Below are 22,776 nucleotides of genomic sequence, written 5' to 3' on the forward strand. Positions count from 1 at the left end.
TTCACGATGCGGGACATGATCTTCCATCATGAGAAATGGTCTTGTGCTACGCAAACCATGTATTTTTGCGGTCCAAAACATCTTTCCACATCATGAAAAATGCGCAGGATGCGCCGCGGCCGCTAGCGCAGGCGCGCGGCTAGTAGCGCCGGTGAGGCCGGCTCCCCTTCCATATGTTCGATAAATTCCCGCACCATGGCGGCAAACCCCTCGGCGTCGGCCAGCGGCAGCCAATGGTGCGAGGGCACCGTGCGGCGCCAGAGTTGCGTGGTCCATCGATGCAGGTCTTCGGTCAGCGCCGGCTTCACATAGCGGTCATGCAGCGGCACGATCACCTGCACCGGCGCATGGGCATGACGCTGGCGTGGGGCGCGCAGCACGGGCAGGAAGTTGGCGCGGTACAAGCGCACACCGTGGCTGCCGTCGGCGCTTTGTGTGGGACTGGGCGCCGTGCGCAGGTTCTCGGTCAGGCGCAGGTAGCGCGGCCACGCACGGCCCAGCCACAGCCGCCAGGTCAGTTCCGGCAGCCACGGCAGGTGGAAGGCGCCGATATACCAGGATGCCGCCAGCTGCCGCAGCGTCTTGCCCAACGCGGCCAGCGACCGCTGCCCGCGCAGTTCGCGCAGGCCGATTGCCGCATGGTCCAGGCATGGGCCGGAGCAAGAGGTAAATGAGGCGATGCGCCCCTGCAGCCGTGCATCGGTGACGAACTCCCAGCTCTGGATCGACCCCCAGTCATGACCCACCAGGTGCACCGGGCGCTGCGGCGAGACCGCGTCGATGACTGCGATGAAGTCATCGGCAAGCTGCTGCAGCCGGTAAGCGTCAGTCGCACGCGGCGCGGTTGAGCGCCCCGCCCCGCGCACGTCATAGGCCACCACATGGAAGCGCCCCGCCAGTTGCGCCGCCACGCCGTGCCAGACCTCGCTGCTGTCGGGATAGCCGTGCACCAGGACGATGGTGGGCCGCCCTGGCCCGGGCTCCCCCCAACTTGTGGCGGACAGCCGCACGTCGCCGGCGTGGATAAAGAACTGCTGGGGAAAGACCTGCGGCTGCAGGGATTGCGGAGCATTCATGGCCGTCGATTCCATTGGTCGATGTCATCGCCGGTGATGCTACGCAAAAGCAATCAGCGCCGCGAATGGGCGCCGTCTGTTTGAAACGAGCCGGGGTTCAGGTCGTTGGACGGCCGCGCTCATCACCCGGAAGCAATTGTGCTGGCGTCGACCAACATGGAAACCTGCTCCTGGCAGAACCCGAGGTAGGCGCGGACGATCGCGGACGGGTGGCGGTGCGAGGGATAAAGCAAGCTGATCTGTTGTTCTGGCATCGGCTCTCCGGGCAATAGCACAAGCAGTCTTCCGGCGCGAATCGCCGACGCGGCAAGGAAAGGCGGAAGCTCGGTGACGACCTCGCCCGCAAGGGCGCGGCTGCGCAAGTGCGTGTATTCGTTTGTGGCCAGCACGCTCCTGGGCGCGACCGTCTGCTCGCCCAGGCGCCACTCGCCGGGCGCATTGGCGCCCAATGCCCAGACCGCGCAGGGAAACCGGTGCAGCGCCTCGACAGACTCGGGCATGCCCAGCCGGTCAATGAGCCCTGGGCTGGCAACCAGGACATGGCGATAGGACAATACGTGCCGCGCAACCATGGACTCATGGACAATCGGGCCCACGCGCAGGGCCACATCGATGCCGTCTTCGACCAGATCCACGCGCCGCTCGGTCGTGTAGACATGTGTGCGGATATCCGGATAACGCTGCTGGAATGCCGACAGCAACTCCCACCACGGCTCAAACCCCGGCGGCAACGACAACCGTAGCCGCCCCTTCAGCCGGGCCTGGTCGCTGATCACGGCCTGTTCGGCCTCCACCAGGGCCTCGATGCCGCGGCCCGCGTGCTCGTAAAGGCGTGCGCCGGCATCGGTCAGCCGTGTGCCGCGCACGGAGCGCTCCAGCAACTGCACGTTCAGCTGCCGTTCGAGCTCCCGGATCCGGCGGCTCAACGTCGGCAACGGAACACCCAGGCGTTCGGCCGCCGCCGACAGACTACCCGCCTGCACCACGCTGACGAACATCTGGACGGCATTGAGGTCCATGCAATCCTCTCATTTGTGAGAGCAAGATTCTAATTGATCCGCATTTTATTTCATAAATGATTGCCCCACACTGGGTTCAACGGCTGCCAACGGGGCAGCCTCAAACCAGAGGAGTCATTGCCATGAAAGCCTATGTCATCGAACAGCCGGGCGGGCCCGAGGTCCTGCAGATGCGGGACATCGCGTCGCCCGAACCGGGGGCCGATGAAGTGCAGATCCGCGTGCGCGCGTTTGGCGTCAATCGGGCCGAGGTCTATCGGCGTACCGGCAAGATGGGGCCGATCTCCGGACAGGTCGTTCCGGGCATCGAGGCTGTCGGCGAAGTCATCCACGATCCGGCTGGCGTGTTCCGCACCGGCCACCCGGTGGCCACGGCAATGGGCGGCCTGCAGTTCAGCCGCAACGGCAGCTATGCCGAGCAGATTACCGTGCTGCGCAGTAACGTGATCTCGCTGGACGGCACTGCACTGTCGTGGGAAGAGCTCGCGGCATTGCCCGAGGCGTACCTGACCATCTGGGGCGCGCTGGACAAGAGCCTCGCCATCGACCAGGGCCAGACGCTGCTGGTACGCGGCGCGACGGCTTCGGTGGGCCTGGCGGCAGTGGCTTATGCAAAGGCAAGCGGGCTGCGCGTGATCGCCACGACGCGCTCTCCGGCGAACCGGGAACGGCTCGAACAGATGGGCGCCGATGACGTCGTTATCGACGCCGGCGAGGTGGCAAACGCCGTGCGCGAGCTCGTGCCCGATGGCGTCGATGCTGTGCTCGAAGTGGTGGGTGCGGCCACACTGCGGGATTCGATCAAGACACTGCGCCCGTTCGGCGCGGCCACAGTGATCGGGCTGCTCGGCGGCGCGCCGGTGCTGGAGCAGTTCCACCTGACGCAGGACTTGCCCGCGGCCACGCGCTTGAACTTCTTCCCGAGCGGGCTGTTTGGCACGCCCGCGATGCCACTGGCCGATACGCCATTGCGGTGGGTCGCGCAGGAGACTGCTGCCGGACGCATGCCATCGCTACGCACCCAGACCTTTGACTTCGATGACGTTCGCCGTGCGCACAGCCTGCTGGAAAGCGACCGCGCCCTCGGCAAGCTGGTCGTCCGGATCTGATGCTGACCGGGAGAACATCTGCCATGGGTACCTTCACTCCACACCTGCGATCCGCCGCGTTGTTGGCCACGCTGCTGCTGCCGCTGGCCGCCATGGCAGGAAAGGCCGACGCGAACGAGGCGGCCAGGGCCGCCATCACACGGCAGCTGGAACGATATGAGCAGGCACTCAATGCCTCGGATATCGACGGCGTCATGCAGCTCTACGCCAGGGATGCGGCGTTCATGCCGCAGAACAGCCAGCCCGCCGTTGGCCGGGACGCGGTGCGCGACACCTATCGCCGCGTGTTTGACACGATCAAGCTCAACATCGACTTCAAGATCGACGAGATCCGTCCCGTCTCCCGCGACTGGGCCTATGCCCGCACGCGTTCCACCGGCACGGCAAAGGTTCTGGCGTCCGACCAGCCGCCGGGTCCGGAAAGCAACCAGGAGCTCTTCCTGCTGCAACGTGAAGCCGATGGCCAGTGGCGCTTCGCGCGCTACATCTTCTCGACCACCAGTCCCGCCAGGCAGCCGTGAGGAGCCGGCCGTGAACCATTGCGGCCGTGGCGCCAGCCGGTGCCAGGGCGTGGGACCGTCTTCCCATGTGGAAGACGGTCTGGATCAGGCCGCAGTCGTATCGCGTGCGCGGCGATAGGCTACCCAGTCGCCGCTGTCGATGCGCGGCAGCGTGGCCACGGCCGACTCGGCCACTGGATACAGCAGGCAGGCAACCGGCTGCCCGTCCTGCAACACGGCCCGTTCCTCGCGCACGAACAGCGTGGCCTGGCCGGGATAAACCTCTTCGATCTCGTCGAGCACCGGCAACAGCGCGTCGGCAATCTCGTAGAGATCGCCCACGACCGGCCCGCCACTGGCGTCCAGCACCAGGCCGGGATAGGTGCCGAAGTCATAGAGCCTGCCGGCCACCGTACCCGTGCCCAGCAGCGTGGGCGCGGCGATGCCGTGGCGCTGGGCGGCGGCGTTCAGGTCGTTGACCTCGCCGGCACGCAGCGTGCCGTAGACAAAGACGCGCGGCATGCTCAGTTCTCCAGCTTTTTGTCCGAGACCAGCACGCCGTCGGCATCGACGTAGATCCAGTTGCCCGGGCGCACCACGGCGCCGGGCATCAGCACCGTGACGTCGCTTTCGCCGACGTTGCGCTTCTGGCTTTTCTGCGGATGCACGGCCAGCGCGCGGATGCCGATATCGCACACGTCCAGCTCGGCGGTATCGCGGATGCAGCCGTTGACGACGATGCCGACCCAGCCGTTCTTCTCGGCCAGCAGGCCAAGGTTGCCACCCACCAGCGCGCAGCGCAGCGAGCCGCCGCCGTCGATCACCAGCACGCGGCCCTGCCCCGGCGCTTCCAGCGCGGTGCGCACCAGCGAGTTGTCTTCGAACACCTTGAGCGTCGCGGCCGGGCCGGCAAATGCGCCCTGCTTGCCGAAGGCGCGGAACACCGGCGCCATCACGCGCAAGGTGCCGTCGGCAAGGCGGTCTTCATGCGCATCGCACAGGTCGGTGGTGACGGGCTTCATCGATGGTCTCCTGATAGGTAAGAAAGAATCCGGTCGGGCCGCTCGGCCTCACTGTTGCTGGCTGGCCAGCGCCTGCGCGCGGATGGCGCTCAGCGTGGTGCGCGGCGTGATCACGTCCGGGTCCACCTGGATCTCGATCAGCGTGGATACCGGCGCGGCCAATGCCTCGCGCAATGCCGGGGCAAAGGCTTCAGTCGTGGTCACGGTGGCGCCGCGCGCGCCATAGGCGCGCGCCAGCGCGGCAAAGTCGGGGTTGTGCAGCTCGGTGCCCGAGACATGGGTCGGGTATTCGCGTTCCTGGTGCATCCGGATGGTGCCGTACATGCCGTTATTGACGACGATGAAGATCACCGGCGCCTGGTATTGCATCGACGTAGCCAGTTCCTGGCCATTCATCAGAAAGCAGCCATCGCCGGCCAGCGCCACCACGGTGCGTTGCGGGAAGGCGATCTTGGCGCCGACCGCCGCCGGCACGCCATAGCCCATCGCGCCGCTGGTCGGGGCCAGCTGGCCGCGGCCGCCGCTGGTGAACGGGCGATAGTGGAAATAGCGGTGCAGCCAGCCGGCGTAGTTGCCGGCGCCATTCGTCACGACCGCGTCAGCCGGCAGCAGCTGATCCAGCGCGCGGATGACTTCGGCCATGTCGACCCCCTGCCCCGTGAACGCGGGCGGCTGCAGGTAGCGTTCATAGTCGGCATGCGCGGCTGCAGTCCACGCCTGCCAGCGCGGCGCGGCGGCGGGCTGCAGGCCGGCCAGGCGCGCGGCGATGGCCGGCATCGACGCCTGGATCATCAGGTCGGCCTGGTACACGCTGCCCAGCTCCTCGGCGCCGGCGTGCACGTGGATCAGCTTTTGCGCGGGCCGCGGCGCGGCGATCAGCGCGTAGCCGCCGGTGGTCATCTCACCCAGGCGCGGGCCGATGGCCAGCACCAGGTCGGCGTTGCGGACGCGCTCGGCCAGCGCCGGGTTGATGCCGATGCCGACATCGCCGGCGTAGTTGGGATGGCGGTTGTCGAACAGGTCCTGGCCGCGGAAGGCGCAGCCCACCGGCAACGCGAAGCGCTCGGCAAAGGCCTGCAGGTCGGCGCAGGCCTGCGGCGTCCAGCCGCTGCCGCCGGCCAGCACGAAGGGGCGCTCGGCGGCGTTGAGCATCTCGGCCAGCCGCGCCAGGTCGGCCTCGCCCGGCCAACTCATGACGCGCTGGTACGCCTGCAGCTGCGGCACCACCGCAGTCTGCGCCAGCATGTCTTCGGGCAGCGCCAGCACCACCGGGCCCGGGCGGCCGGAGGTCGCGGTCTGGTAGGCGCGCGCAATGTATTCGGGGATGCGTTCGACCCGGTCGATCTGCGCCACCCACTTGGCCATCTGGCCGAACATGCGGCGGTAGTCGATTTCCTGGAAGGCCTCGCGGTCCATGAAGTCGGTGCCGACCTGGCCGATGAACAGGATCATCGGCGTCGAGTCCTGGAAGGCGGTGTGCACGCCGATGCTGGCATTGGTGGCGCCCGGCCCGCGCGTGCAGAAGGCCAGCCCGGGGCGCCCGGTCAGCTTGCCGTAGGCCTCGGCCATGACGGCGGCCCCGCCCTCCTGGCGGCAGACGATGAAGCGTAACTGATCGCGGCGGCGGTGGAAGCCGTCCAGCACGGCCAGGTAGCTTTCGCCCGGCACGCCGAAGGCCAGCTCGGCGCCGTGCGCCAGCAGCGCATCGACCAGGATATGGCCGCCCGGCAGCGTGGTGCCGTGTTCGGAATCGTCAGGCTGGGTGGCATTGGCCGGCGTCATTGACATGAAAGCATCCTCAGGCAATCGAATTCGGAAGGCGGTGCTTGGGTGGCCCGGCCCGGGCTAGGCGGCCTCCGCCTGGCTCGCCGCCGCGCCGCGGCGCGAGCGGTTGCCGTTGCCCACCGTCACCGCGGTGAAGATCGACAGCAGCTGGAAGCCGCCGATCATGAAGAACACCCAGGCCGGCAGCTTTGCATCCATCAGCGCACCGAAGAACAACGGGCCGCACGCCAAGCCGATATCCAGGCCCGAGTAGACCACGCCATAGACGCGCCCGGTGGCGCCGGCGGGGGCGGCCGCGCGCACCAGCAGGTCGCGCGACGGCCCCGCGGTGCCGGCGCCAAAGCCGATCACTCCCATCAGCACCGGCACCAGCAGCGCCGGCACCAGGTTCAGCCCGACCAGCACCGCCATCAGCCCCGACACCGTGAAGCTCACCGCGATCAGCCGGTCATGGTTGCTGGTGCGGCTGGCGGCAAAGCCGCCGACGATCATGCCGCCGGCGCTGCACAGCATATAGATGGTGTAGGACGCGGTCGCCAACGTGAACGGCATGCCGTACAGGTAGGTCAGCGCAGTCGGCGCAAAGCTCTGGATGCCGGCGGCGGAGAACGTGGTCAGCAGGAAGAAGGCCCAGCACACCCATACTTGCGGCAGGCGCAGGAAGCCCAGCACGCTGCCGCCCGCCGCCGCAGCCTTGGCCGCGGGCCGGCCCACGGCGCCCTGCACTTCGCGCGGGTCCAGCACATGGCGCAGCACCACCAGCACGGCCAGCACGATAAAGGCCACCGCCGAGGCCGCCGCCAGCGCCACGCGCCAGCTGGCCAGGTTGGCGATCGCCACCAGGAACAGCGGCGCCGCCGCCCAGCCCAGGTTGCCGGAAATGCCGTGCACCGAGAATGCGTGGCCCAGCCGGGGCTGCGACACATGCTTGTTCAGCAGCGTGAAGTCGGCCGGGTGGAATACGCCGTTGCCCAGCCCCGCCACGGCCGCGCCGAACAGCAGCGCGGCATAGCCGGAACTGGTCGACAGCAGCAAGGCCGCGGCGCCCAGGAAGGCCAGCCCGGCAAACAGCACCGGCCGCGCGCCGAAGCGGTCGACCACAAAGCCGGACGCGGTCTGCACCACCGCCGAGACCGCGAAGAACACCGTCATCAGCAGTCCCAGCTCGGCATAGCTCAGGCCGAATTCCGCCTTGATCCACGGGAACAGCGGAGCCAGCAACAGGTGATAGAAGTGGGAAACCCCGTGGGCCAGGCCAACCAGCCCGATCACCTGGGCATCATGACGAAGGGGATTGCGCGTGGGATCGAGTGCGGCAGTGGACATGGCGCTGGTGGCAGAGGCTATGCGGCAGGACGGGAGGCGGCAGCCAAAAAAATACGGGCCGAAGCCCGCATCATAGAGGAAAACCCCTGCCCCCTGCAGCCAGGTGGCGGCCACGCCGCCCGCCGACCGCGCTTACATCTGCTTGAACAGGTGCGCGTACTGGCGCGCCACCGGCAGCAGTTCAGGACGGTCGCGCAGCCGCAGCGATAGCCGGCCCAGCGACTGATTGACCGCGCTGGCCACGCAGGTGATGTTGACCACGGTGCCGCGGTGCACCTGCCAGAAGCGCTCCGGGTCCAGCTGCTGGGTCAGCTCGCGCAGGCTGGTGCGGATCAGCGCTTCGCCGGCGCCGGAGACCACGTTCACGTACTTGTCGGTAGCCTCCAGGTAGATGACTTCGTCCACGGGGATGATGCGCACCTCCTGTCCCACCAGCGCCTTGATAAAACGCAGGTACTGCCGCTGCGGCGCACCGCCCGAGCCTGGCGTGGCGTTCTCCAGCGATTCCAGGCGCGCCAGCAACTGGCCGAGCCGGTCCGTCTCCGCGATCGAGGCTTCGGTCTCGGTGTCTTCATCGTCGGCGGGGCCGGCCAGGCGGTCCTTCAGGCGCTGCACCGTCGCCTCCAGCCGCTCGCGCTGCACCGGCTTGAGCACATAGTCCACCGCGGCGCGCTCGAACGCCTCCAGCGCAAACTGGTCGTAAGCGGTCACGAAAACCACCAGCGGCGGGGTGTCGAACTCAATCAGTTCGCGCGCCACGTCCATGCCGCTCATGCCCGGCATGCGTATATCCAGGAAGGCCACGCGCGGCTGGTGCTCGCGCGCGGCCGCCAGCGCGGCCACGCCGTCGTGGACCACGGAAACGATACGGGCCTCGGGCCACAGCGACTTCAGTTCGGATTCCAGCACGCGCGCCAGCAGCGCTTCGTCATCGGCGATCAGAAGGGTCGGGGTCATGGGGGCGTTGGGGTGGTGGATGGGTCCTGGCGTTGTCAGCGGCACCGCCGCGGGCGGTGCCAGCCGTTCTTCCTGTCAGGCGTGTTGGCAGGCGGGCGCTCAGAGCCGCTGCATGGCCGGGGCCGATACTGGCATGCCCTCCGGCACGCTGGTGACGACGGTCTGGGTCAGGGTGGGCGCTTCGGCCGGGCGCTCCAGCGGCAGCGTCAGCCGCACTACCACGCCGCGCGGGGTGTTCTCTTCCATCTGCATGGAGGCCGCCGCGCCAAAGATACGCGCCAGCCGCTCGCGCACATGGGTGATGCCCAGGCCCGAGCCCTTGCCCGAGGCATGGCCGAAGCCCACGCCGGTATCGGCGATGATGACCTGCACCGCATTGTCGCCGGCCGCGCGCGCCGACAGCCGGATATGGCCGCCGATCATGCAGGGCTCGATGCCGTGCGTGACCGCGTTTTCCACCAGCGGCTGGATCAGCATGGGCGGGATCTCCACCTTCGCCAGTTCCCGCGGCAGGTCGATGTCGAACGAGAGCCGCTGGCCGAAGCGCATGCCCTGGATGTCCAGGTAGCTGCGCAGCAGCTCGAACTCCTGCCGCAGCGTGCATTGCTCGGCGCGGGTATGCGCCAGCGACATGCGCAGGAAACCGATCAGGCGCTGCAGCAGCTGGCGCGCGGCGGGCGGGTCGGTGGCGATCAGCCCGTCGAGGTTGGCCAGCGAGTTGAACAGGAAATGCGGTTCGATCTGCGCCTGCAGCGCCATCAGCTGTGCGCGCACCAGCTGCTTTTCGGCTTCCTCGCGCTGCAGGGCGTCCAGCGCGGCCTGGCGCTCGAGCGAGGCCAGCTTCTCGCGCGACCAGTAGAAATAGATCATCGAGGCCGCGGCCAGCATGCCCACCACCAGGCACATGCGCAGCATGCCGCCGGCTTCGTCCGCCGATTTGGGCGGCAGGTCCAGCGCCACGCGCGTGGCCCAGCTGCCGAACACCACGCCCGCGGGCACCGCGGCGGCGGCCAGCAGCAGGAAGGGCCAGCGACGCGGCCGGTCGTTCCACCAGATCACCACGCGCGGAATGTCGATCAGCACCCAGATCGACAGGCCGATCAGCTGGCTGTAGACAAAGTTGTGCCACAGGCTGCCGCCGGTCTGGAAGCCGTAGTTCAGGCTGATGGCGATCACCGAGTTCATGCACAGCACGAACAGCAGGTCGCGCCCGAGGATATTGAGCCGGGAGGGGATGGCGGTGGCGACGTTGGATAAGCAGCGGTCCATGGCGTTCATGTTAGCGCGGACTGAGCCTGGCGCAATGCGGGAATGTGATGAGGCGGGCAGCGCGGGGTCACCTCAGCCGCCCTGCCCGGCACGCCGGCCGGCCAGCGCGCGCCACCATTGGCCGGACAGCACATAGCGCGGGAACGTGATCCACTGCTCGGCCAGGATGCGGCCGGCGATGTCCGCCGGCCCGGCAAACGGTTCCGGCGCGTGGGCTTCCAGCCGGTGCCCGCGGCCCTGCAGGGCCATCGACATGCCCATGCACACCAGCCCCAGCGCCACCGCCGGCAGGCTCAGGCGCAGCAGGCCGTAGAGGCCCAGCACGGTGCCGGCCATGAACATCGGCACGGCCACGATATGCAGCAGCAGGTTGCGGGGATGCTGGTGGTTGCGGGCATAGCCGCGCCACTGCCAGCGCAGCAGCGGTTCGTCGTCGCGCATGATCGTCTCTGTCTCCCTTGCCCGGCCCTTGCAGACCGGCGGCCGCGCGCAAGCTTTGTTGCGCTGCGGTACACGTGCGGCGCTCGCCGGACGGCAAGCCGCGGGCACGTGCAAGGACTGTACCCCTCACCCGGGCACGAAGAAAGCATCTTGCGACGAACGGCGGGCACGGGGCGCGAACGGCACCGTGCCGGGGCGGATGGCGCAGGCCGGCGGCGCTCGGGTGGCCCCTGCGTCGCCTGGCAGCCGCCCGCGATCAGGCCAGAATCAGGCCGCCAGGGCCTGGCGCTCCTGCTCGGACAGCGCGCTGCTGACGGTGTCGGGCGACAGGTGCGGCGCGAACATGTTGATAAAGGCGTGCGCATAGCCGCGCAGGTAGGCGCCCCGCCGCACCGCCACGCTGGTGGTGTTGGGCGCGAACAGGTGGTCGGCCGAGATCCGCACCAGGCCGGAATCCTTGCGCTCGTCATAGGCCATCGAGGCAATGATGCCCACGCCCAGGTCCAGTTCGGCGTAGGTCTTGATCACGTCGGCGTCCAGCGCGGTCAGCACGATCTCCGGCTGCAGGCCGGCCTCGGCAAAGGCGCTGTCGATCTTGCGGCGGCCGGTGAAGCCCGCGTCATAGGTGATGAGCTGGAAGCCGGCCACGTCTTCGAGCGTGGGCTCGGGCAGGCGCGTGAGCGGGTGGCCGGGCGAGACCACCAGCACGTGCTGCCAGCTGTAGGCCTCGAACGAGGTCAGCCCGGCCTCGGTGGCCAGGGCCTCGGTGGCGATGCCGATATCGGCCTGCCCCGTCAGCAGCAACTCAACGATATGCGTTGGCGACGCCTCCTGCAGTGCCAGCGTCACATGCGGGTATTCGCGGCGGAATGCCTGCACCACGCGCGGCAGTGCATAGCGTGCCTGGGTGTGGGTGGTGGCAACGGTCAGGCGGCCGGTATGGCGGCCGGCGTATTCGTCGCCGGCCTGGCGCAGGTTCTCGGCCTCCAGCAGCAGGCGTTCGACGATGCGCACGATCTCGCGCCCCGGCTCGGTCAGCCCGGTCAGGCGCTTGCCGTAGCGCTCGAAGATCTCCACGCCCAGTTCTTCTTCCAGCTCGCGGATCTGGCGCGACACGCCAGGCTGCGAGGTGTAGAGCGCATTGGCGACTTCGGTCAGGTTGAACTGGCGGCGCACCGCCTCGCGGATCGATCGGAGTTGCTGGAAGTTCATGTCGTCGCCTTTTCTTGTTGGGTGGACGTGGTACGCGGTTGCGTGAACACGCGCAGCTGGCGCGGGCGTACCGCAAGCAACTCGCCTTCGCGGAAGCCCGCATGGCGGAAGCGCTCCAGCGGCAGCGCGACTTCAATCACGTCCTGGTTGTCTTCACGTTCGAGTTCAAGCTGCGCCACCGGGCCCAGCGTCAGCGCGCGGCGCAGCGTCACGGCGATGCCGTCGGCGCCGGGCGAATAGCGTTCCAGGTCGAGGTCATGGGGGCGCACATAGGCCACCGCGTCGCCGGCGGTCTCATGGCCGCTGCCGACCACCGGCAGCACCGCTTCGCCGGTATGCAGCAGGCCGCCGCTCTCGCCCACTTCCAGCCGGCCGTGGAACAGGTTCACGTTGCCGAGGAAGCCGAACACGAAGGGCGTGGCCGGATGGTTGTAGACGGCCTCTGGCGAGCCATACTGCTCCACGTGGCCGCGGTTCATCAGCACCACCTGGTCGGCCACTTCCAGCGCTTCTTCCTGGTCATGGGTGACGAAGACGCTGGTCACGTGCAGTTCATCGTGCAGGCGGCGCAGCCAGCGGCGCAGTTCCTTGCGCACCTTGGCGTCGAGCGCGCCGAACGGTTCGTCCAGCAGCAGCACGCGCGGCTCCACCGCCAGCGCGCGGGCCAGCGCGATACGCTGGCGCTGGCCACCGGAGAGCTGCGACGGGTAGCGGTCCGCCAGCCAGTCAAGCTGCACCAACTCCAGCAGCGAACGCACCTTGTCGCGGATCTGCGCTTCGCTCGGGCGCTCGGCACGCGGCTTGACGCGCAGGCCGAAGGCCACGTTCTCGAACACGCTCATATGCTTGAACAGCGCATAGTGCTGGAACACAAAGCCCACCTGGCGCTGGCGCACATGCTGGTCGGAGGCATCGCGCCCGGCCAGCACGATCTGGCCCGCGTCGGCGCGCTCCAGGCCGGCGATGATGCGCAGCAGCGTGGTCTTGCCGCAGCCGGACGGCCCCAGCAGCGCGGTCAGCTCGCCCTCGTCGAAATCGAGCGAGACGTTGTCCAGCGCGACAAAGTCGCCAAAGCGCTTCTCTACGTTCTTGACCTGGATGCTCATGATGCTTGTCCTTGCAAACTTGCCAGCGGCCGCTCTGGTGCAGCCTCTTCGGTTTCCTTGCGGGCACGGAATTCCACCAGCGTCTTGATGCCGAGGGTGACCAGTGCCAGCAGTGTCAGCAGCGAGGCCACCGCAAAGGCCGCCGCGAAGTTGTACTCGTTGTAGAGGATCTCCACATGCAGCGGCATGGTGTTGGTCAGCCCGCGGATATGGCCCGACACCACCGACACCGCGCCGAATTCGCCCATCGCCCGCGCGTTGCACAGGATCACGCCGTACAACAGGCCCCAGCGGATATTGGGCAGCGTGATATGGCGGAAGGTCTGCCAGCCCGAGGCGCCCAGCACGATCGCGGCCTCTTCCTCTTCACTGCCCTGCGCCTGCATCAGCGGGATCAGCTCGCGCGCCACGAAGGGGAAGGTGACGAAGATGGTGGCCAGCACGATGCCCGGCACCGCGAACATGATCTTGATGTCGTGCGCTTCCAGCCACGGCCCCAGCCAGCCCTGCGCGCCGAACAGCAGCACGTAGACCAGGCCGGAGATCACCGGCGACACCGAGAACGGCAGGTCGATCAGTGTGATCAGCAGGTTCTTGCCGCGGAAGTCGAACTTGGCGATGGCCCACGCCGCCGCCACGCCGAACACCACGTTCAGCGGCACCGCGATCGCTGCCACCGTCAGCGTGAGCTGGATCGCGGCGAGTGCGTCGGGCTCGATCAACGCTTCCCAGTAGGTCTGCACGCCCTTGCGCAAGGCTTCATAGAAGACCGAGGCCAGCGGCACGAACAGGAACAGCGTGAGGAACAGCACTGCCACCGTGATCAGCGTGTAGCGCACCCATGGCGCCTCGCCGGTGGCGTCAAACCTGTGATGGGCCGGGGCGTTGGCTTGCCCGCCCAGGCGTCCCGCAACTGCGCCGGCCATGTCAGAACTCCTTGCCCGTGGTGGGCGCTTCAGGTGCCAGCGCGGCGCGCACACCGGATTGATGGCGGCGCGTCCAGGCTTGCAGCAGGTTGATCAGCAGCAGCAGCCCGAAGGAGATCACCAGCATCACCACTGCCACCGCGGTGGCGCCGGCGTAGTCGTATTGCTCCAGCTTGGAATAGATCATCAGCGGCGCGATCTCGGACACCATCGGCATGTTGCCGGAGATAAAGACCACCGAGCCGTACTCGCCGGTGGCGCGCGCGAACGACAGCGCAAACCCGGTCAGCAGCGCCGGCAGGATGGCGGGCAGGATCACGCGCCGGAAGGTCTGCAGGCGGTTGGCGCCCAGGCTGGCCGCGGCCTCTTCCAGTTCCTGCTCCACGTCCTCCAGCACCGGCTGCACCGTGCGCACCACGAACGGCAGGCCGATAAAGGTCAGCGCCACCACCACACCCAATGGCGTGAATGCGACCTTGATGCCAAGCGGCTCAAGATAGCGGCCGATCCAGCCATTGCCGGCAAACAGCGCCGTCAGCGCGATACCGGCCACGGCCGTGGGCAGCGCGAACGGCAGGTCCACCAGCGCATCGATCAGGCGCTTGCCCGGGAAGCGGTAGCGCACCAGCACCCAGGCCACCACCAGCCCGAACACCGTATTGACGATGGCCGCCACCAGCGACGCGCCAAAGCTCAGCTGCAGCGAGGCCACCACGCGCGGCGCCGTGACCGAGGTCCAGAAGGCGTCCCACGTCATCGTGAACGTCTTCAGGAACGTGGCCGACAGCGGGATCAGGACGATCAGCGTCAGGTAGAACAGCGTGAAGCCGAGCGACAGGCCGAAACCGGGCAGCACGGTAAAGCGCTGCCTGGACGGGCTGCGCGGTGCGCGCGTGGCGCCGGAGTCAGGGGCGCGGGGAGCGGCTGGCGGCGGGGTGTCCGCCAGGGAAATGGATGGAGGCATGTCGTCTCGTCTGTGAGCGGTGCGCCGCCGGACCCTGATGGCTGGCCCCGGCGGGCCGTTCTTTATGACGCCAGCGCATATTGCGCCGGCCTACGAGACAGATTCTGCAGAGCCGCCCTTATAAACAGAACGAATCTTTATGAATTTTCTTAGACGGTTTAGATATAAGGGACGGTAGACACCACCTCGATGCACGACTCCCAGGCGGCTGAAGATTCACTTACGGAGCCAGCATCACCTGCCTGCGCGATGCGCTGGACCAGGGTATCGAGCAGCGCGAGACCCTCAGGCCACTCGCCCATCCCGGAATCGGCATTGATGTGGCCCAGGCTGCCCGCATCGACCAGTTCACTGCCCCACAGCGTGCCCCAACTGAAAGCGGTGCGCTGCGGCATCCAGGGGTCGTTGCGGCTGGCGACCAGGATGGTCGGGAACGGCAGCCGGTAGGCCGGCAGCAGCGCCGCCACGCCAAATTTGTCCGGATCGGCCGGCGCCACCAGCAATGCGCCGGCAATGCCGACCGGATCCAGCGCCGCCTGGCGCAGCGACGCCAGGCAGCCAAAGCTGTGCGCCACCAGCACCGCGCCGCGCGCGGCCACGCGCTGGGCGCGCATCACGCCTTCGGAGACACGCTCGGCCCACAGCGGCAGGCTGGGGCGCGACCAGTCGTGCTGCTCCACCCGCTGCCAGTCCGGGAAGCGCTGCTCCCAGCGGCTCTGCCAGTGTCCCGGGCCGCTGCCGTGCAGCCCCGGCACGGTCAGCACCTGCAGGTGCCGCGGGATTTCCAGGCGCGTGCCATGACCGCCGGACAGCCTGTTCGCTTGCGTCATACCACCTCCTTGTCCAATGCATGCGCTGCGCTCACCAGGCCTGCGCGCAGCCCGGCCGCACTGACCGGCGCGCCGGCGAAGGCGCCCTGCCCCAGGCCGATGCCCGCGGCCTGCAGGCGCTCGATGCTTTCGGCGTTCTGCAGGCGCCGCCCGATCAGCGTAACGCCGGCATTGGCCGCGCTGGCACGCAGGCCCGACAGCTGCCGGTCGGTCCAGGTGCGGCGCATGTCCAGCTTGAGCCAGTCCGGCAACGCATGCGCCATCAGCGCACCGGCTTCCGCCGGATCCGACGCCTGCAGGCTCACCGCGAAACCGTTGCGCCGATAGTTGCCAACGACATGCAACAGCAGTGACAGGTCGTCATTGGCGCTGGCCGGCACCTGGATCACAAAGCGCTCCAGCGGCAGGCCCAGCGATTGCAATGCGCGCCGGAAGGCAGCGCCGTGGTCGTCGGTGACCGCAGCCAGCAACCGGTTATGCACGTTCAGCACCAGCTTGTGCTCGCCCTCGGCGGCAAAGTAGTTGATGGCATGCAGCAGGCGCGAAAGCCGGTCCAGCGACACCAGGGTGTTGTCGTCGGCCGCCATCGCAAACAGCTTCCATGCCGCCAGGCCCACGCCGTCCTCTGCGTAGGTGTGGATCGAACCCTCATGCGCCACCACCTGCCGGTCGGCCAGCGTCACCAGCGGCTCGAACGCGCTGGTCAGCGAGCAGTTGAAGAACTGGCCCTGCACCTGCCCGCGCGCGTCGCGCCACAATTGCCGGTCAGCCAGCGGCTGGCGCGGCAGCGATTCCAGATAACGTTGGAGCGCAGGCACTGCGCCCGCGGGTTCATGCACGCCTGGCATGGCATTCCTTCGGTTGACCGGGCCCCTCGGCCTCATGGTCGGATTAGTGATGACGGGCGCTCCATGCGCCCTCTGTGCTGTCGCACCGCATCGGCCTGCCTGCTCATGATAGGAGGTCAGCGGGCGCGAGCGAATGAAGATTACGGCCTGTCGATATGCGCGGCGCACATTGCCGCAGGTGGCACGGTCACGCTGCCCAGCTCACGTTCAGCGGCGCGGCCGTGGCGGCGGGGTCGGCATGCGCGCCTGCATGCGACGGTACCTGCCCCTGCGCCTGCGGCGCTTGCCGCATCACCCGCTGCAGCACCTTCGCCTCCAGCTGCGCAAATCCTGCGGCGCCGCGTTCCCGCGGGCGCGCCAGCGCCACGCGCTCATCCATGGCGATGCGGCCGTCCTCGATCAGCACGATGCGGTCGGCCAGCGCCACCGCTTCGGACACGTCGTGCGTGACCAGCAGCGCCGTGAAGCCAAGGCGGCGCCACAGGGACTCGATCAGCCCCTGCATCTCGATGCGCGTGAGCGCATCCAGTGCGCCCAGCGGCTCGTCCAGCAGCAACAGCTGCGGGTGGTGGACCAGCGCGCGCGCCAGCGCCACGCGCTGGCGCTGGCCACCGGACAGCCGCGCGGGCCAAGCCTGCGCGCGGTCGGCCAGGCCCACCTGCGCCAGCACATTGGCGGCTTCACTGCGGCGTGCGCGCGGCAGGCCCAGCGCGACGTTGTCCAGCACCCGCTTCCACGGCAGCAGCCGTGCATCCTGGAACATCACGCGCACGTCGGCGTGCCGCGCGCGGCCTTTCGCGGCGGATTCACCATCGACGGTGATGCTGCCGCCATCAGCCGCTTCCAGCCCCGCCACCAGCCGCAGCAGCGTGCTCTTGCCGCAGCCGCTGCGCCCGACGATCGCCAGGAACTCACCCGGCGCCACGTCCAGCGCCACGTTGTGCAGCACTTCGCGGCCGTCATAGCGCTTGACCACCTGGCTGACGTGCAACGCCACGCCACGCGCCGTGTGCGGTGCCTCGGCCACCGGACGGGCCGCCTCGCGGCGCGCCAGGCCTGCTTCCAGCTCGGCCAATGCCGCTTGTTCCACCGGATACATCTGCATCTCGATCTCCTTGCTTGATTGGGGCGACGGGCCGCTCAGGCCGCGGCGTAGCCCGGATGCCAGCGCAGCCAGTAGCGCTCCAGCCCGCGCGACAGCCAGTCGGCCAGCTTGCCCAGCAGCGCATAGAGCAGGATGCCCACCAGCACCACGTCGGTTTGCAGGAACTCACGCGCGTTCATGGTCATGTAGCCGATGCCCGATTGCGCGGAGATGGTCTCCGCCACGATCAGCACCACCCACATCAACCCCAGCGCGAAACGCACGCCCACCAGGATGCCCGGCAGCGCGCCGGGCAGGATGACCTCGCGATACAGCTGCCAGCCGGACAAACCGTAGCTGCGCGCCATCTCCACCAGCCCCGTATCGACCGAGCGGATGCCGTGATACGTGTTCAGGTAGACCGGGAAGAACACGCCCAGCGACACCAGGAACAGCTTGGCTGTCTCGTCGATGCCAAACCACAGGATCACCAGCGGGATCAAGGCCAGGGCCGGGATGTTGCGCACCATCTGCAGCGTGCTGTCGAGCAGCGTGGCCGCGGTGCGGAAGGTGCCGGTCAGCAGCCCCAGCAGCAGGCCCAGCCCGCCGCCGATGGCAAACCCCACCAGCGCGCGCCAGGTGCTGACCCCCACGTGCTTCCACAACTCGCCCGAGCGCGCCAGTTCCCAGGCAGCCTGCACCACGGCCAGCGGAGCCGGCAGCACGCGGCTGGAGAGCCAGCCGTTCTGCGAGGCCAGTTGCCAGACGACGATCAGCAGCACCGGCACGATCCACGGAGCCAGCGCGCGCGCCAGTGCCAGAGGTGCCTGGCGCGGCGGCTGCGATAGAGGAGCGTTCATGGTTGCCCTCCCCTCAACTCTGCGCGGCGCGCGGCACGATGCCTGTCGCCATGACTTCACCGAACGGACCCGACAGCACCTTGCCCGGCAGCTTGTCGCGCACCGAGCGCGGCAGCAGCGGGAACACCAGTTCGGCAAAGCGGTAGGCCTCTTCCAGGTGCGGGTAGCCGGACAGCACGAAGGTGTCGATGCCCAGCTCGGCGTATTCGCGCATGCGCTCGGCCACGGTGTGCGGATCGCCCACCAGCGCGGTGCCGGCACCGCCGCGCACCAGGCCAACGCCGGCCCACAGGTTGGGGCTGATCTCCAGCGCCTCGCGCGTGCGGCGCGCGCCGCCCGCGTGCAGCGCGGCCATGCGGCGCTGCCCTTCGGAATCCATCTTGGCGAACACGGCTTGCGCACGCGCCACGGTCTCGTCGTCAAGCCGGCTGATCAGGTCATCGGCCGCGGCCCACGCGGCGGCTTCGGTCTCGCGCACGATCACATGCAGGCGGATGCCGAACTTCACCGTGCGGCCATGGCGCGCGGCCTGGCGGCGCACGTCGTCGAGCTTCTGCGCCACGTCGGCGGGCGGCTCGCCCCAGGTCAGGTAGGTATCGACCTGCTCGCCGGCCAGCGCATGCGCCGGCGCCGACGAACCGCCGAAGTACACCGGCGGATGCGGCTGCTGCAGCGGCGGATAGAGGACGGTGGCACCCTTCACGCTCAGGTGCTTGCCCTCGAAGTCCACTTTGTCGCCGTCATGGCTGGCCGCCAGCACCTGGCGCCAGATACGCAGGAACTCGGCCGAGGCCTCGTAGCGCGCGGCGTGGTCCAGGAACAGGCCGTCGCCTTCCAGCTCGGCGGTATCGCCGCCGGTGACCAGGTTGATCAGCAGCCGGCCGTTGGAGATGCGGTCGAAGGTTGCCGCCATCCGTGCGGCCAGCGTCGGCGCCATCAGGCCGGGGCGCACCGCGACCAGGAATTTCAGGCGTTGCGTGACGGCCGCCAGCGCCGATGCCGCCACCCATGGGTCTTCGCACGAGCGCCCGGTCGGGATCAGCACGCCTTCGTAGCCCAGCGTATCGGCGGCCACGGCAACCTGCTTCAGGTAATCGAAGCTGACCTCGCGCGCTCCTTCCGAAGTGCCGAGGTAGCGGCTGTCGCCGTGGGTGGGGATGAACCAGAATACTTGCATGTCGTTGTCCTTTTTGTTCCTGGCGATGGAGGTGGCTATCGCTTCGCCTGCTGCTGCGGCACGTCCCAGCGCGCATCGGCCACCTTGACTGGCTTGGGGATCAGCCTGAGCGAGTGGAAGGCGTCGGCGATGCGTTGCTGCTCGGCCAGCACCTCGGCGCTGACCGGGCGTGTGCCGTAGGAGAAGCGCGAGACGGCAAGCTCAAGCACATCGGCCGGCAGCCCGGTTTCGCCGGTCAGCACCGTGGTGGCCTCCTTGGGGTTCTTTTGCGCCCAGGTGCCCAGCGTGGCCAGTTCGTCCAGGATCAGGCTGACGATCTCCGGCTTTGCTTGTGCATAGGGGCGCGAGGCCAGGTAGAACTGGTGGTTGCTGACCACGTTCTTGCCGTCCGCGCCGCGGCCATCGGCAAGCACGCGCGCGCCCAGCTGCTTCTCGGCTGCCGCGAGGAACGGGTCCCAGATCACCCAGGCATCGACCGCGCCGCGCTCGAAGGCTGCACGCGCATCCGCCGGCGGCAGGTAGACCGGCTGGATCTCGCTGTAAGGGATGCCGGCCTTCTCCAGCTGGCGCACCAGCAGGTAATGCACGTTCGAGCCCTTGTTCAGCGCCACGCGCTTGCCGCGCAGCTCTGCCACCGAACGGATCGCCGAGCCCTTGGGCACGACGATGGCCTCGGCCACCGGCGCCGGCGGCTCATTGCCGACGTAGACCAGTTGCGCGCCCGCGGCCTGCGCAAAAATCGGCGGCGCCTCGCCGACGGTGCCGAAATCGACGGCGCCGACGTTCAGCCCCTCAAGCAGTTGCGGCCCGGCGGGGAACTCGGTCCATTTGACGGTGATGCCTTGCGGCGCCAGGCGTTTTTCCAGCGTGCCGCGCGCCTTCAGCAGCGTCAGCGTGCCGTATTTCTGGTAGCCGATGCGCAGCACCTTGGGGTCGATGTTCTTCGACTGCGCTTCGGCGCGTCCGGGCAGTAGTCCGTAGGCCAGGCCGGTGGCAAGCACCAGCGCGGCGGTAATCAGGCGGCGGCGCTGGCTGGCCGCGCGCAACGGGTTGGTCAGTGTCATGCGATGTCCTCCATGGCCCGGGGCAATGCCCTGCTGGCCGGATTGATGTCCAGGATGGTTCCGGCAGCACGCATCCCTGCCGACCCCGCGTGGCGGGTGGCATGGCGTTGCTGCCGTTGCGCCGGGCAGGCCGGCGCCACTTCAGTCAATCAGTCAGTTCAGGCGGAACATCGCTCGGCCACCGCGATCGCGGCGGCGCGCTGGACCAAGGCGCCGGGCACCACATCGAGCGGCACCTCGATGCGGGAGTGCGCCAGCGCATCGCGCACGCGCAGCACGCCCTCATCCAGGCGCGCGGACAGCGCGGCATCGAAGCGCGCCTGGCGCACGCCGGCGGCTTCAAAGGATTCGATCTGCTGGTCCACGGCAAAGATGCCGGGGAGGACCTGGCGCGAGCCCAGCGCGGACAGTACCGGGCGCAGCGCGTAGTCGATCGCCAGCGCATGGGCCAGACTGCCGCCGGTGGCGATCGGCAGCACGATCTTGTCGCGCAGGCCGGTCTGCGGCAGCAGGTCCAGAAAGGCCTTGAGCAGGCCGCTGTAGGCGGCCTTGTAGACCGGCGTGGCCAGTACCACCACCTGCGCCTCGGACACGGCATGCGTGGCGGCGGCGATGACGGGGTCGTCCACGCGTGCCGCCAGCAGCGGGCCTGCGGGCAGTTCGCGCAGGTCGAGGTGGCGGGTGCGTTCGCCGGCAGCCTCGAGCGTGGCACGCAGGTGCGCCAGCACAAGGCCGGAGCGGGACTGGACCGACGGGCTGCCGGAGAGCGTCAGGATGGACATCGGGCTTCCTTCTTCTGATGGACCGGTCGGCGCCGCGGCCGCCCCACGCGGCCCGGCGCGCCGGCCTCGTGGTTTATTTCTTGCCGGGCTGGTAGATCTGGTCGAAGGTACCGCCATCGGCAAAGTGGGTCTTCTGGGCTTTCTGCCAGCCGCCGAAGGCTTCATCGATGGTGAACAGCTTTACCTTCGGGAAGTTGGCCGCGTACTTGGCAGCCACCTTCTCCGAGATCGGGCGGTAGTAGTTCTTGGCCGCGATCTCCTGGCCTTCTTCGGTGTACAGGAACTGCAGGTAGGCCTCGGCCGCCTTGCGCGTGCCCTTCTTGTCGACCACCTTGTCGACCACGGCCACCGGCGGCTCGGCCAGGATCGACACCGACGGCGCGACGATATCGAACTTGTCCGGGCCCAGCTCCTTGATGGCGAGGATGGCTTCGTTCTCCCACGCGATCAGCACATCGCCCAGGCCGCGCTCGACAAAGGTGGTGGTAGCGCCGCGCGCGCCGGAATCCAGCACCGGCACATGCTTGAGCAACTCGCCGACAAACTCGCGCGCCTTGACGTCATTACCGCCCGGCTGGCGCTGCGCATAGCCCCACGCCGCCAGGTAGTTCCAACGCGCGCCGCCGCTGGTCTTGGGGTTGGGCGTGATCACCTGCACGCCCGGCTTGACCAGGTCGCCCCAGTCCTTGATGCCCTTGGGGTTGCCCTTGCGCACCAGGAACACGATGGTCGAGGTGTACGGCGAGGCGTTGTGCGGCAGGCGCTTCTGCCAGTCCGGCTTGATCAGGCCCTTGTCCGCGATGGCGTCGATGTCATAGCCCAGCGCCAGCGTGACCACGTCGGCGTCCAGCCCGTCGATCACCGAGCGCGCCTGCTTGCCCGAGCCGCCGTGCGACTGGCGCACGGTCACGGCGTCGCCGCCGTGCGCCTTCCAGGCCTTGGCAAAGGCGGCATTGACGTCGACATACAGCTCGCGCGTCGGATCGTAGGAAACGTTCAGCAGGTTGGCGGCCGCTGCGGTCTGCGCCGCGCTCAGGGCGCCAAGTACGGCCAGGCTGATGGCCAGTTTGCGGATCATCTTGTGTTGCTCCCGTCAGTGTCGTGAATGGGCGCGAAGCGCCTCTTGCCTTGTCCGCCTCGGCTGGCGGACTTGTGTCAGGAGCAAGACTACCGAGGGGCCTATCTGAACGGAACGAATGGTTTCGCCGATCCTTCGCTGTTTTTTGCATAAGATCGGACAGAAATATGGGCATGCCCGCGGGCGCAGGCGCGGCGGGCGCGCGTGGCGCACGCAGGTGGCGCAATCGGCACGCACAAAAGAAAACGCCCGCACCGGCAAGCCGGTGCGGGCGAAGTTTCCATTCTGGAAACGGGTAGACAAGTCATGAAGAGCGCCCCCGCATCTCCATGACAGGACGA

The 22,776-nt window shown here is 68.2% G+C and carries 23 protein-coding genes; 2 read left to right on the forward strand and 21 right to left on the reverse strand.

The window, feature by feature from the left end; translation table 11 throughout:
• Positions 1-122 precede the first annotated feature (122 nt).
• The gene (locus RS901_RS17770) at positions 123-1,076 is read right to left on the reverse strand and encodes an alpha/beta fold hydrolase (RefSeq protein ID WP_316150104.1); all 954 of its coding nucleotides are present in this window, start codon (positions 1,074-1,076) and stop codon (positions 123-125) included.
• 122 nt (positions 1,077-1,198) lie between these two features.
• Positions 1,199-2,095 carry a LysR family transcriptional regulator gene (locus tag RS901_RS17775; RefSeq protein ID WP_316150105.1) on the reverse strand — a complete coding sequence of 299 codons (897 nt, stop codon included), beginning with the start codon at positions 2,093-2,095 and terminating at the stop codon, positions 1,199-1,201.
• A gap of 122 nt (positions 2,096-2,217) precedes the next feature.
• Between RS901_RS17775 and RS901_RS17780 the strand changes: the two genes are divergently transcribed.
• Both RS901_RS17780 and RS901_RS17785 read left to right on the forward strand, forming a co-directional pair.
• Complete coding sequence (locus RS901_RS17780) at positions 2,218-3,204, forward strand: zinc-binding dehydrogenase (RefSeq protein WP_316150106.1); 987 nt, start codon at positions 2,218-2,220, stop codon at positions 3,202-3,204.
• Positions 3,205-3,266: 62 nt separating this feature from the next.
• Positions 3,267-3,725 (forward strand): SgcJ/EcaC family oxidoreductase, encoded by a 459-nt coding sequence (locus RS901_RS17785; protein WP_316150107.1) that lies wholly within the window; start codon positions 3,267-3,269, stop codon positions 3,723-3,725.
• A gap of 84 nt (positions 3,726-3,809) precedes the next feature.
• Here RS901_RS17785 and RS901_RS17790 read toward each other — a convergent pair whose 3' ends face one another.
• From RS901_RS17790 to RS901_RS17880, 19 genes are all read right to left on the reverse strand, one after another.
• Positions 3,810-4,226: a gamma-glutamylcyclotransferase family protein gene (locus RS901_RS17790; protein ID WP_316150108.1), complete on the reverse strand. Its 417-nt coding sequence runs from the start codon at positions 4,224-4,226 to the stop codon at positions 3,810-3,812.
• Positions 4,227-4,228: 2 nt separating this feature from the next.
• Positions 4,229-4,726 (reverse strand): ribonuclease E activity regulator RraA, encoded by a 498-nt coding sequence (gene rraA, locus RS901_RS17795; RefSeq protein WP_316150109.1) that lies wholly within the window; start codon positions 4,724-4,726, stop codon positions 4,229-4,231.
• A 48-nt stretch (positions 4,727-4,774) separates the two neighbouring features.
• A complete protein-coding gene (locus tag RS901_RS17800) occupies positions 4,775-6,508 on the reverse strand; it encodes a thiamine pyrophosphate-binding protein (protein WP_316153576.1) in 1,734 nt (577 codons plus the stop codon).
• Positions 6,509-6,571: 63 nt separating this feature from the next.
• On the reverse strand, positions 6,572-7,837 hold the full coding sequence (locus RS901_RS17805; RefSeq protein ID WP_316150110.1) for an MFS transporter: 1,266 nt from the start codon (positions 7,835-7,837) through the stop codon (positions 6,572-6,574).
• A gap of 132 nt (positions 7,838-7,969) precedes the next feature.
• Entirely contained in the window at positions 7,970-8,794 is an 825-nt protein-coding gene (locus RS901_RS17810) for a LytTR family DNA-binding domain-containing protein (protein ID WP_316150111.1), read from the reverse strand.
• Positions 8,795-8,893: 99 nt separating this feature from the next.
• Positions 8,894-10,072 (reverse strand): sensor histidine kinase, encoded by a 1,179-nt coding sequence (locus RS901_RS17815; protein WP_316150112.1) that lies wholly within the window; start codon positions 10,070-10,072, stop codon positions 8,894-8,896.
• A gap of 63 nt (positions 10,073-10,135) precedes the next feature.
• Positions 10,136-10,504, reverse strand: coding sequence for a terminase (locus RS901_RS17820; RefSeq protein WP_010810506.1), 369 nt, complete (start codon positions 10,502-10,504; stop codon positions 10,136-10,138).
• Positions 10,505-10,771: 267 nt separating this feature from the next.
• The gene (locus RS901_RS17825; protein WP_010810505.1) at positions 10,772-11,716 is read right to left on the reverse strand and encodes a CysB family HTH-type transcriptional regulator; all 945 of its coding nucleotides are present in this window, start codon (positions 11,714-11,716) and stop codon (positions 10,772-10,774) included.
• Complete coding sequence (locus RS901_RS17830) at positions 11,713-12,822, reverse strand: sulfate/molybdate ABC transporter ATP-binding protein (RefSeq protein WP_114134211.1); 1,110 nt, start codon at positions 12,820-12,822, stop codon at positions 11,713-11,715. The genes RS901_RS17825 and RS901_RS17830 overlap by 4 nt, the downstream gene beginning before the upstream one ends.
• Entirely contained in the window at positions 12,819-13,748 is a 930-nt protein-coding gene (gene cysW, locus RS901_RS17835) for a sulfate ABC transporter permease subunit CysW (RefSeq protein ID WP_316150113.1), read from the reverse strand. The genes RS901_RS17830 and cysW overlap by 4 nt, the downstream gene beginning before the upstream one ends.
• Before the next feature lies 1 nt (position 13,749).
• Positions 13,750-14,712 (reverse strand): sulfate ABC transporter permease subunit CysT, encoded by a 963-nt coding sequence (gene cysT / locus RS901_RS17840; protein ID WP_316150114.1) that lies wholly within the window; start codon positions 14,710-14,712, stop codon positions 13,750-13,752.
• 158 nt (positions 14,713-14,870) lie between these two features.
• Positions 14,871-15,542 (reverse strand): alpha/beta hydrolase, encoded by a 672-nt coding sequence (locus RS901_RS17845; protein ID WP_316150116.1) that lies wholly within the window; start codon positions 15,540-15,542, stop codon positions 14,871-14,873.
• Positions 15,539-16,390: an EAL domain-containing protein gene (locus RS901_RS17850; protein WP_316150117.1), complete on the reverse strand. Its 852-nt coding sequence runs from the start codon at positions 16,388-16,390 to the stop codon at positions 15,539-15,541. The genes RS901_RS17845 and RS901_RS17850 overlap by 4 nt, the downstream gene beginning before the upstream one ends.
• Before the next feature lie 187 nt (positions 16,391-16,577).
• Positions 16,578-17,495: an ATP-binding cassette domain-containing protein gene (locus RS901_RS17855; RefSeq protein WP_316150118.1), complete on the reverse strand. Its 918-nt coding sequence runs from the start codon at positions 17,493-17,495 to the stop codon at positions 16,578-16,580.
• Between the two features lie 35 nt (positions 17,496-17,530).
• Complete coding sequence (gene ssuC / locus RS901_RS17860; RefSeq protein WP_316150119.1) at positions 17,531-18,334, reverse strand: aliphatic sulfonate ABC transporter permease SsuC; 804 nt, start codon at positions 18,332-18,334, stop codon at positions 17,531-17,533.
• Between the two features lie 13 nt (positions 18,335-18,347).
• A complete protein-coding gene (gene ssuD, locus RS901_RS17865; RefSeq protein WP_316150122.1) occupies positions 18,348-19,511 on the reverse strand; it encodes an FMNH2-dependent alkanesulfonate monooxygenase in 1,164 nt (387 codons plus the stop codon).
• Positions 19,512-19,546: 35 nt separating this feature from the next.
• Complete coding sequence (locus tag RS901_RS17870) at positions 19,547-20,575, reverse strand: sulfonate ABC transporter substrate-binding protein (RefSeq protein WP_316150123.1); 1,029 nt, start codon at positions 20,573-20,575, stop codon at positions 19,547-19,549.
• Positions 20,576-20,733: 158 nt separating this feature from the next.
• Positions 20,734-21,357, reverse strand: coding sequence for an NADPH-dependent FMN reductase (gene ssuE / locus RS901_RS17875; protein WP_316150124.1), 624 nt, complete (start codon positions 21,355-21,357; stop codon positions 20,734-20,736).
• Between the two features lie 73 nt (positions 21,358-21,430).
• Positions 21,431-22,435, reverse strand: coding sequence for a sulfate ABC transporter substrate-binding protein (locus RS901_RS17880; RefSeq protein ID WP_316150125.1), 1,005 nt, complete (start codon positions 22,433-22,435; stop codon positions 21,431-21,433).
• Positions 22,436-22,776: the final 341 nt, after the last annotated feature.

The sequence above is a fragment of the Cupriavidus sp. BIC8F genome, from assembly GCF_032465815.1.
GTDB classification, from domain to species: Bacteria; Pseudomonadota; Gammaproteobacteria; order Burkholderiales; family Burkholderiaceae; genus Cupriavidus; species Cupriavidus necator.